Consider the following 8,315-nt stretch of genomic DNA (forward strand, 5'->3'; position numbering starts at 1 on the left):
CGCGACCGCGGCGGGCGTCGGGGCCTTCCGGGGCATGGGCACGGCGGGCGGTGCGGGGATGGGCGGGGTCGGCTTCGAGGGCTCGGTGGCAGACACGGTGATTCTCCTTGCGCGGTCGGGCCGCGGGAGGCGGAAAGGACGAGGCTCAGCCTAGTACGACCCGCGCTGCGGGGTGAGGCCGAAGGCGCGTTATCGATTTGTGAGGAGAACGTTCGACGCGCGAAACACGCGACGTCATCTCCGGGTAACACGGCGCTCCTATCGTCGTCCCACGACGGTCCGCAGGTCGACAGGAGGTCCATGGACGACAGCGCATCCCGGAGGACGGAGGTCCTGATCGTCGGCGCGGGGCCCGCGGCGTACGCGTTCGTGGCGCACCTCCTGGGCGATCCCTGCGACGACGTGCGGGTCACGGTGATCGGCGACGAGGGGCGCCTGCCGTACGACCGCACCCGGTTGTACCGACTCGTCCGGGGGGACAACCCCGCTGACCTGGACCTCGACCGAGGGGTGTTCCGCGACGACCGCGTGCGCCTGATCCGGGATGATCGGGTGCGGAAGATCGACCGGAAGCTCCGCCGCGTCCGCACCCGCTCCGGACGCGTGTACATGTACGACGTGCTCGTCCTCGCGACCGGGCGGCACCCGGTTCGTCCGACGCTCGACGGGGCCGGACTGCCCGGGTGCTTCACGTTCCAGTCCGCCGCGGATGCGTCGGCGCTGCGGGCCCATGTGCACGCGCCGCGCGGCGAGCAGTGGCGGCGTCCGCACGCGACGGTCGTCGGTGACGGGCCGGGCGGGTTCGCCGCCGCGCTCGCGCTCGCGGAGAGCGGAGTCGAGGTCGCGGTCGTGCACGAACGAGGGGACCACGCGGATCCGGGTCGTCGCACCTCGGCGGCAGTCGACGCACTCCTGCGGGAGCGCGGGATCGCGGTGCGGAGGTCGACGCGCGTCACCCGCATCGATGCGGACGAGTCCGGCGCGGTCGCGAGCATCGAATTCCACGACGGTTCCTTCGCCCGGACGGATGCGGTCGTGTTCGCGCCCGCGGTGCGCCCGCGTGACGAGCTCGCGCGGAACGCGGGGCTCACCGTGGTGCCGGGCGGCGGCGTGCTCGTCGACGCCGACGGTCGCACGAGTGATCCGCACATCCTGGCTGTGGGGAGCGTCGCTGTCGCGGCGGACGACGAGCCGGGCCCGCGGGCACCGGGCGGTGGCGGGCGCGTGGCGGACAGGATGCGGGAGGCCGTGGCGACGACACGGACGCGGTGGCTGACGACGATCGTGCGTGCGGGAGGCGTCGAGTTCACGGATCTCCGGTCGTCGCCGGACGGCGAAACCGTCGGAGTCGTCGTCCCCCTGGCGGACGCGCCGGGACGGATCGCGGGCGACCTCCTCCTCTCCGAGGACGGACGAGTCCTGCTCGGTGCGACGGTGCTCGGCGACGAGGACCGGCTCGCGACCCTCCGCGCGGCCGCGGATGACGGCGCTAGGGCGCGGGCGGTGTCCGAGCTGCTTCGCGAGCACGAGAGCGCTGTGACCTGCGGTCATGCGTTGCTCACGGGGCCATCCCCGGTCACGGCGGTGACGGAGCGACGAGAGCACGGCCTGAGCGGCCTTGCGGAGTTCCCCGAAAGCGCGGAGTGCGCGTTCTGCGCACGGGCGGTCGCGCGGCGCCTCATCGCGCGCGCCGGAGCGGTTGCGATCGGCTCAGGGCGACGGGGTGTCCCCGAGCGGGGCCCGGTCGGACGCCCCCGTACCAGGGAGACCGTGCTCGGCGTGACCCTCGCTGTCGCGGGGGAGCTGTCCGGCGCCCAGCTCGTCCTCATCGGACGGCTGGCGGAGGAGCACGGGTTGCGGGTGCGGCCGTCCGATGGCGGAGTGCTGGAGCTGCGTGGCGCATCCGCCGCAGAAGTCCCCGCCCTGCTGGGCAGGTTGCGTGCCGCCGGACTGGAGGCTGCGACGCGCGACGGGGGTGGACGTTTCGTCGAGGCGCGGACAACGGGATCCGTCACGCGGCGACGCGAGGAGAGTCCGGCATGAGCATTCCGACGAGCGTGGGCCGGCCGCTGACCGGGTGCCGGATAGCGATCGCCGATGACCCGTCGGCGGGTACTGCGCACGGAGCGGTGGCGTCGCCGACACCGGTCGATGTCGGTGCGCTTCTCGCCGCGGCGGGAGCCGAGGTCGTCCGCGTGCCGTCGGTACGCGCGGATCATTCCGTGCCGGCCGGTGTTCGACGGTCGGTGCACCGCGTCGCGACCGGGCGCATCGACGGCGTGCTGCTCTTCTCGGTCGAGGGCGCGCGTTCCTGGTGGGGCACCGTCGAGCGCCTCGGTCTGGGCGACGCGATCCGAGCCAGGGCGCGGGCGTCGCGTCTGCTGCTCGTCGCCTCGGGTGCGGAGGCGGCCCGGTCACTCGCCGATGCGGACATCCCCGCCACGACGGTCGACGGGGCGCTCCCGGACGACCTCGCACGCGCCGTCGTCGGGTTCTTCTCGGAGCAGGCGCCGATGCAGCGCACGGACGCCGGAGAGCTCGTCGTGCGCAGCGGCGGGGTGCTGCTCGATGAGCGCTTCCTCCCGCTCTCGGCGGGCGCCGCAGAAGTCCTGGAGGCACTGTTCCTCGCGGAGGGGCGGGTGCTCTCCCGGGAGGAGCTCGGGCGGATGCTCGCCGGACGACGACGCAGTGCACGGGCCGTGGAGGTGGCGGTCGCACGGCTGCGCGAGGCGCTGGGCGACGCGGAGCTGGTGCAGACGGTGGTGAAGCGCGGCTACCGTCTCGCTGTCGCCGATCGCTGAGCCGGCGCCGCGGGGTCAGTCCGCCGGTGTGTCCGTCGGAACGGGCGACGGGGAGGGAACGGGAGAGTCGGAGGGAAGGGGGGACTCGGACGGCACCGGGGAGTCGGAGGGGGAGATCGTGGGACTCGGAGTCGGTTCGGGGGCGGTCACCTGCGCGTGCACGACCTGGCTCCCGATCGCGGCGACGACGATGAGACCGCCGACGATCACCGCGACGGTGTTGTCGCGGCGACGGCGGCGGATCTGGTCCTCGTGCCAGCGCGTGCGCGCGGCATGCAGTCGTGCGCGCTCCGCCTCGGTGCGCGACTGTGCCTTCTTGGAACCGCGTGCCGCCATGCCCGATATCTCCATCCCGACGCCCGTCCGCGGCGTCGCCTGAGAGCCTACCGTCGCCCACGGGCGGGTTCCGTCGCCACGGTGTCGGCGCCCGCCGTTAGCCTGGAGGGGTGACTTCTCCTGCCGCGCTGCTCTCCGGGCAGACGCCTCTCGCCGTGCGCATGCGCCCGGTCTCGCTCGATGAGGTCGCGGGACAGCGTCACCTGCTGCGGGCGGGATCCCCGATCGTGGCTCTCGCCGATCCCGAGGCGGCAGCGCCCGGGGCCGTGTCGATCATCCTGTGGGGGCCTCCCGGCACGGGGAAGACCACGCTGGCGCAGGCCATCGCGCGCTCCTCCGGTCGACGGTTCGTCGAACTGTCGGCGATCACGGCCGGGGTGAAGGACGTGCGCGAGGTGATGCAGGAGGCGATTACGCAGCGTGACCTGTACGGCCAGACGACCATCCTCTTCCTCGACGAGATCCACCGCTTCACGAAGGCGCAGCAGGATGCCCTGCTGCCCGGAGTGGAGAACGGCTGGGTCATCCTGATCGCGGCGACCACCGAGAATCCGTCGTTCTCCGTGATCTCCCCGCTGCTGTCGCGGTCGCTGCTGCTCACGCTGCAGCCGCTGACCGACGACGACATCGGTCTGCTCGTCGACCGCGCCGTGACGGATGCGCGCGGGCTCAAGGGTGCCGTGGTGCTCGACGACGAGGCGCGCACGGCTCTCGTGCGACTGGCGTCGGGCGATGCGCGGCGCGCGCTCACGGGGCTCGAGGCCGCGGCCGCGGTCGCGCTGTCCCATGCCGCCGCGGTCGAGGACGGCGACACCGCATCGGACGGCGTCCCCGCGATGACGGCGGACGATGTGGCGCAGGCGGTGGACAAGGCGCTGCTCCGCTACGACCGTCAGGGCGACGAGCACTACGACGTGATCAGCGCGTTCATCAAGTCGATCCGCGGATCCGATCCCGACGCCGCACTCCACTACCTGGCGCGCATGATCGAGGCGGGGGAGGACCCGCGTTTCATCGCTCGGCGCCTGGTGATCTCGGCGTCGGAGGACGTGGGTCTCGCCGATCCCCAGGCGCTCGGCATCGCAGTCGCTGCTGCGGACGCCGTCGCCTTCATCGGCATGCCGGAGGGGCGCATCCCGCTCGCCGAGGCCACGGTGTACCTCGCCACGACGGCGAAGTCCAATGCCGCGTACGTCGGCATCGACGCCGCGATCGCCGACATCCGCGCGGGCGGCTTCGGCCGGGTGCCGCTCCACCTCCGCGACGCCCACTATCCGGGGGCGAAGAGGCTCGGCCACGGCCGCGGTTACATCTACTCGCACGACAGCGAATACGGGATCGTGCCGCAGCAGTACCTGCCGGACGAGTTGGACGGACGTCACTACTACCAGCCGAAGAACCTCGGTGCGGAACGCGACATCGGTGCGCGGCTCGAGCGCATCCGACGCATCCTCGGCGACCGCTGACAGACCGGTCGGTCGGTCGGCGCAGCGTCGTCTGTTAGACTTGAGCGGCTCGAAACCGAGTTTTCGGGCATCTCCGCGTTCACACCACACCTCGACGGCGCCCCGGCGTGCGCTCCGAGGCAGAGCGCGGACGATACGTCCGTCGGACGTGAAATCCACGTCCACGTCATCGGAAGGAACACTTCGTGACCACGAAGTCCCAGGACCGCCGCAAGGTGCGTCTCAGCCGTGCCCTCGGCATCCCGCTCACCCCGAAGGCCGCCCGCTACCTCGAGAAGCGTCCCTACGCTCCGGGCGAGCACGGCCGCACCAAGCGCAAGGCCGACAGCGACTACGCCGTCCGTCTGCGCGAGAAGCAGCGTCTGCGCGAGCAGTACGGCATCCGCGAGAAGCAGATGCGCAACACGTTCAACGAGGCTCGTCGTCAGGACGGCCTGACCGGTGAGAACCTGGTCGAGCTCCTCGAGATGCGTCTCGACGCTCTCGTGCTGCGGTCGGGTTTCGCCCGCACCACGGCTCAGGCTCGCCAGCTCGTCGTGCACCGTCACATCCTCGTCGACGGCCAGCTCGTCGACCGCCCGTCGTTCCGCGTGAAGCCGGGTCAGCTCATCCACGTCAAGGCCAAGAGCGAGGGCACCGAGCCCTTCCAGGTGGCGGCAGCCGGCGGTCACGCCGAGGTGCTTCCTCCCGTTCCCGGCTACCTCGAGGTCGAGCTCGACAAGCTCCAGGCCCGCCTGGTCCGTCGCCCGAAGCGCGCCGAGGTCCCCGTGACCTGTGAAGTGCAGCTCGTCGTCGAGTACTACGCGGCTCGCTGATCCAGCGATCGAGCATCAGGCAGGAGGCGTCGGGGATTCCCGACGCCTCCTGTCGTTTCCGCCTACGATGGAGAGACCGCGCCTTCGCGGCTCTCAGGCAAGGATGACGACATGAAGACTGTGCTGTGGTTCCTCATCGGCGTGATCGGCGGCTTCGTCGCGGCTCACTTCATGAACAAGGACCCGCGCGGCCATGACATCCTCGCCGACGTCGACGCCCGCATCAACGGCTTCACCGCCGCGCTGGGCGACGCGTATCGCGCCCAGGAGGCGCGGCTCACCGAGCCGGGCGAGAACTGAACCACCGCAGCCGCGCATCGACGCGCTCCCTCACACAAGGACAACCGGGACCTATGAACACTGCGGAAATCGCGCAGCGCTATCTCTCCTACTTCGAGAAGAACGATCACCTCATCGTCCCCTCGGCCTCCCTCGTCAGCGACGACCCGTCGCTGCTCTTCACGGTCGCCGGCATGGTCCCGATGATCCCGTACCTCACGGGCGTGGTCCCCGCTCCGCATCCGCGCATCGCCGATGTGCAGAAGTGCATCCGCACCAACGACATCGAGGAGGTCGGACGCACGGCGCGTCACGGCACGTTCTTTCAGATGCTCGGCAACTGGTCGTTCGGCGACTACTTCAAAGAGGGCGCGATCCGCTACGCGTGGGAGCTGCTCACGACCTCCGAATCCGACGGCGGGCTGGGCTTCGACGAGAAGGACCTGTGGGTCACGGTCTACGAGACCGACGATGAGGCGGAGGCCATCTGGCGCGACATCATCGGGCTGAAGCCGGAGCGCATCCAGCGCCTCGGCCGCGCGGACAACTACTGGAACACCGGGCAGCCCGGCCCCGGCGGACCCGACTCCGAGATCTTCTTCGACCGTGGCCCGTCCTACGGCAAGGACGGCGGTCCGGCGGCGGACGACAACCGGTTCATGGAGCTGTGGAACCTCGTGTTCATGCAGGACTTCCTCGAGAACATCCGGAGCAAGACCGAGTTCGACATCGTCGGCGAGCTGCCGATGAAGAACATCGACACCGGCATGGGCCTCGAGCGCGTCGCCTTCCTCAAGCAGGGCGTCGAGAACATGTACGAGATCGACCAGGTGCGGCCCGTGCTGGACCGCGCCGTCGAGCTCTCCGGACGCCGCTACGGAGCCGTGCACGAGGACGATGTGCGCTTCCGCGTGATCGCCGATCACGTGCGCTCCTCGCTGATGCTGCTGTCCGACGGCGTGCGTCCGTCGAACGAGGGCCGCGGGTACATCCTGCGCCGCCTGATGCGGCGGACCGTGCGGGCGATGCGTCTGCTGGGCGTCGACGAGCCGGCCTTCCCCGAGCTCTTCTCCGCGTCGCGGGACGCCATGAAGTCGGCCTACCCCGAGCTCGAGCGCGACTGGTCGGTGCTGTCCTCGGCCGCCTTCGCCGAGGAGGAGACCTTCCGGCGCACCCTCGCCCAGGGCTCGACCATCCTCGACCTCGCCGTGGACGACACGAAGAAGAGCGGCGGGACGACCCTGAGCGGCTCCGAGGCCTTCCTGCTGCACGACACATACGGCTTCCCGATCGACCTCACCCTCGAGGTCGCCGAGGAGGCCGGGCTCGACGTCGACCGTGCCGCGTTCGACGCGCTCATGCAGGAGCAGCGTCAGCGCGCCAAGGACGACGCGCGCAACCGCAAGCGGCAGCTCGCCGACGTGTCGGTCTACCGCGACCTGCGGGCGCTCGGCGAGACCGGTTTCGACGGCTACACGGCCCTCGAGGTCGACTCGCGGGTGCTCGGCATCCTGGTCGACGGTGCCTCCGTGCGCAGCGCCGCGGAGGGACAGATCGCCGAGGTCGTGCTGGCGGAGACGACGCTGTATGCGGAGTCCGGCGGCCAGGTCGCCGACAAGGGCACGATCGTGGGCCCTGGCTACGAACTCGAGGTGCTCGATGTGCAGCGCCCCGTCCCCGGGCTGATCAGTCACACCGTCGAGGTGACGCGGGGGAGCGTGGCGGTGGATGACGCGGCCACGACCATCGTCGACGCGGCCAACCGTCGTGCGGCGCGGCAGGCGCACTCGGCGACCCACCTGGTGCACGCCGCTCTGCGCGACACGCTGGGCCCGACCGCGACCCAGTCGGGCTCGCTGAACCGTGCGGGCTATATGCGATTCGACTTCGCGTGGTCGCAGGCGCTGTCGGGAGAGACGCGCTCGGAGATCGAGGAGATCACGAACCGCGCCGTGCAGGACGCCCTCGAGGTGACGACGCGCATCGTGACGCTCGACGAGGCCAAGGAGGCCGGGGCGATGGCTCTGTTCGGCGAGAAGTACGGCGACGTCGTGCGCATGGTCGACATCGGCGGCCCCTGGTCGCGTGAGCTCTGCGCGGGCACGCACGTGTCGACGAGCGCCGAGATCGGGCTGGTCAGCGTGGTCGGCGAGTCGTCCGTCGGGGCGTCGAACCGCCGTATCGAGGCTCTCGTCGGTGCCGACGCGTTCCGCGAGCTGGCCGCCGAGCGCGCGCTGGTCTCGCAGCTGACCGCGTCGCTCAAGACTCCGCGCGAGCAGCTGCCGGAGCGGATCGCCGATCTCGCCGCGAGCCTCAAGGCCGCCGAGAAGCGCATCGCGCAGTTCGAGGCCAAGGAGCGGGCGGGGCAGATCCCCGCGATCGCGGAGGCCGCGTCCCGCATCGGCGCGTTCCGGGTGGCCGCACAGTCGCTCGGTGACGCGGCCTCGGCGGACGACGTGCGCGATCTGGTCAACGGCGTCCGTGAGCGCCTGGGGTCGGAGGCGGCAGTGGTCGCCCTCGGCGCGATCGTCAATGGCCGGCCGGTCGTGGTCGTCGCCACGAACGAGGCGGCGCGTTCGGCGGGCGCGAAGGCGGGTGCGCTCGCGAAGCGCGCAGCC

7 protein-coding genes are annotated in these 8,315 nt (G+C 71.1%); 6 read left to right on the forward strand and 1 reads right to left on the reverse strand.

Annotated features, from left to right (window positions below):
• Positions 1–300 precede the first annotated feature (300 nt).
• Together DW309_RS01750 and DW309_RS01755 are read left to right on the forward strand one after the other, a co-directional pair.
• A complete protein-coding gene (locus DW309_RS01750; protein WP_136044374.1) occupies positions 301–2,043 on the forward strand; it encodes an NAD(P)/FAD-dependent oxidoreductase in 1,743 nt (580 codons plus the stop codon).
• Positions 2,040–2,801, forward strand: coding sequence for a winged helix-turn-helix domain-containing protein (locus DW309_RS01755; protein ID WP_136044375.1), 762 nt, complete (start codon positions 2,040–2,042; stop codon positions 2,799–2,801). The genes DW309_RS01750 and DW309_RS01755 overlap by 4 nt, the downstream gene beginning before the upstream one ends.
• A 15-nt stretch (positions 2,802–2,816) precedes the next feature.
• On the opposite strand, the gene DW309_RS01760 is transcribed toward DW309_RS01755, so the two are convergent.
• Positions 2,817–3,137 (reverse strand): hypothetical protein, encoded by a 321-nt coding sequence (locus DW309_RS01760; RefSeq protein WP_240753093.1) that lies wholly within the window; start codon positions 3,135–3,137, stop codon positions 2,817–2,819.
• 110 nt (positions 3,138–3,247) lie between these two features.
• Between DW309_RS01760 and DW309_RS01765 the strand changes: the two genes are divergently transcribed.
• The 4 genes from DW309_RS01765 to alaS form a co-directional block, all read left to right on the forward strand.
• Complete coding sequence (locus DW309_RS01765; RefSeq protein WP_136044377.1) at positions 3,248–4,603, forward strand: replication-associated recombination protein A; 1,356 nt, start codon at positions 3,248–3,250, stop codon at positions 4,601–4,603.
• A gap of 185 nt (positions 4,604–4,788) precedes the next feature.
• Complete coding sequence (gene rpsD / locus DW309_RS01770) at positions 4,789–5,418, forward strand: 30S ribosomal protein S4 (protein WP_136033656.1); 630 nt, start codon at positions 4,789–4,791, stop codon at positions 5,416–5,418.
• Between the two features lie 111 nt (positions 5,419–5,529).
• Positions 5,530–5,718: a hypothetical protein gene (locus tag DW309_RS01775; RefSeq protein WP_136033658.1), complete on the forward strand. Its 189-nt coding sequence runs from the start codon at positions 5,530–5,532 to the stop codon at positions 5,716–5,718.
• 53 nt (positions 5,719–5,771) lie between these two features.
• The coding region (gene alaS / locus DW309_RS01780; protein WP_136044378.1) for an alanine--tRNA ligase at positions 5,772–8,315 on the forward strand (2,544 nt) is incomplete at its 3' end.

The organism is Microbacterium sp. K41, from assembly GCF_004794395.1.
GTDB lineage: Bacteria > Actinomycetota > Actinomycetes > Actinomycetales > Microbacteriaceae > Microbacterium > Microbacterium sufflavum.